This window comes from Wolbachia endosymbiont of Drosophila nikananu, from assembly GCF_028981865.1.
Lineage (GTDB): Bacteria > Pseudomonadota > Alphaproteobacteria > Rickettsiales > Anaplasmataceae > Wolbachia > Wolbachia pipientis_B.
The window spans coordinates 49,251-51,455 of sequence record NZ_JAPQLL010000064.1; the positions used below are offsets into that span (position 1 = coordinate 49,251).

Below are 2,205 nucleotides of genomic sequence, written 5' to 3' on the forward strand. Positions count from 1 at the left end.
AGTTGCACTTAAAAGCAGCTAAATTGCGGTGTTTAAGACTTAAAAAACGCCAATACTGAAAATAGACAATGACTAGGGCTTCTTTTGCCTTTTTTTTTATTTGGTAAATTTCTTAACGTTTGTAGCTAAAGGAGCACTGGGATGACATCATAGGGGCGCTGCCGTCACAGGGTGAACCAGCGTCATACATACATCCCTTTGGTGACAATGTTTGTTGATGCAAAGTTATACCTTGAAAAATTTAAGTTTTAGTGCTATTAAATAGTTGTAAATTTTGTCTCTGTGGTAGCTTTATGAATGTTGAAAATAAGAAAATACATGATACTAAAATAAAATTACCAATATTTCTTGATTATCAATCTACTACTAAAGTGGATCCCCGTGTTTTGGAGGTAATGATACCTTATTTTGGTGAATTCAGTAATGCACACTCTCGCAGCCATTCATTTGGTTGGACTGCTGAAGAAGCAGTGGAAAAAGCAAGGAAACACATCGCTGATCTGGTGAACGCAGATAGCAAAGAAATTATCTTTACCTCAGGTGCAACTGAGTCAAATAATACAGCAATCAAGGGCGTTGCTCACTTTTACAAAAATAAAGGAAATCATATAATAACTGTCTGCACGGAGCATAAGTGTGTTCTGGATTCTTGTCGGCATCTGGAAAATGAAGGCTTTAAAGTTACATATTTGCCTGTTAAGCAAAACGGAATTATAGATTTATTAAAGCTTGAGGAAGCAATTACTGATAAAACAATCCTGGTTTCAGTGATGATGGTAAATAATGAAATCGGAGTAATTCAGCCTATAAAGGAGATTGGTAAAATATGCAGAAAGCATAATATATTTTTCCATACAGATGCAGCTCAAAGCTTTGGAAAAGTTCCAATTGATGTTAATGAGATGTGCATTGATCTTATGAGTCTCTCTAGCCACAAAATCTATGGACCTATGGGAATAGGCGCATTATATGTCCGTAGAAAGAATCCTCGTGTTAGGCTGATACCATTGATTAGTGGTGGTGGACAAGAAAGAGGTATGCGTTCTGGAACAATTCCAACACCTCTTGCAGTTGGTTTTGGTGAAGCGGCACGTATTGCTAAAGAAGAAATGGGAACAGAAGCAAGCAAATTGGAAGGACTGAGAGATATTTTGTACAATAAGATAAAAGAAGCATTTCCTGATATTGTTTTAAATGGTGATTATGAAAATAGAATTCCTGGCAACCTAAACTTGAGCTTTCCCTATGTTGAGGGTGAGTCTCTTATCATGGCAATCAAGGATTTAGCAGTAAGTTCTGGTTCTGCGTGCACGTCTGCGTCTCTTGAGCCTTCTTATGTCATACGGTCGCTAAATAATGGCCATGACCTTGAGCATTCATCAATTAGATTTGGCCTAGGCCGATTTACAACTAAAGAAGAAGTTTTGTACGCAGCAGATCTTGTTGCTAAAAATATTGGCCGACTGAGAGAAATGAGCCCACTTTGGGAGATGGTACAAGAAGGAGTAGATTTGAACACCGTGAAATGGGACTCTCATTAAATGTATCCATTCAGCCAGTCCAACTGCAAATGCACTTTGAAATTACTCTGTAACCATTCACACTTAATTCTGCAATTCTTTGATCTCACTCCACAACTGTACGAACATTCGTTTTTGAAGACAGCAAATGGTGTCATTCCAGTGTCTGGGCACTGCCCACTGGTGGCCCAAACTACAACGTTCGTACAGTTGTTAGCGCCGCGGCGGTATGACGGTTAAGTACGTGTTAGCGGCTAAGAGATACCGCGAATGAATCGCGGTATGACGGTCTGCGGTGGAATGACGGTTAAGCAATTCGTCATCCCGCTACATGTTAGCGGGATCTCTTGTTAGTGGATGAGATACCGCGAATAAATCGTGGTATGACGGTTAAGTATCCCGCTACGTGTGACCTTACCCAGAAAAAGTAGAGAGGAAGTTAAGACGTTTTTGTCATGAAAATGATGCATCAAATTGTTCAGGGATGCAATAGTTAATAGTAGAATGACGTCGTTGTTTATTATAAAAAATTTCAATGTATTCAAATATGGCAGTTCTAGATTGTTGAGCAGAGTGTTGTGAAGGATCAATAAGTAGCTCTCTTTTGAGTGAGCTGAAAAAGCTTTCTGCAGGTGAGTTATCATAACAACAACCCTTATGACTCATGCTAGAGATAATATTTTTT

General features: G+C 38.9%; 2 protein-coding genes. One reads left to right on the forward strand and one right to left on the reverse strand.

Translation table 11 applies throughout. The features are described 5' to 3' along the window. Positions 1-293 precede the first annotated feature (293 nt). Positions 294-1,541: an IscS subfamily cysteine desulfurase gene (locus tag OZD67_RS04430; RefSeq protein WP_182183767.1), complete on the forward strand. Its 1,248-nt coding sequence runs from the start codon at positions 294-296 to the stop codon at positions 1,539-1,541. A gap of 432 nt (positions 1,542-1,973) precedes the next feature. Here the strand turns inward: OZD67_RS04430 and OZD67_RS04435 are convergent. Further along, the coding region (locus OZD67_RS04435) for an IS3 family transposase (protein ID WP_274999630.1) at positions 1,974-2,205 on the reverse strand (232 nt) is incomplete at its 5' end.

Bases quoted from the DNA above. Each gene is read 5' to 3' on its own strand.
- OZD67_RS04430 (WP_182183767.1), top strand. From the start codon at position 294: ATGAATGTTGAAAATAAGAAAATACATGATACTAAAATAAAATTACCA.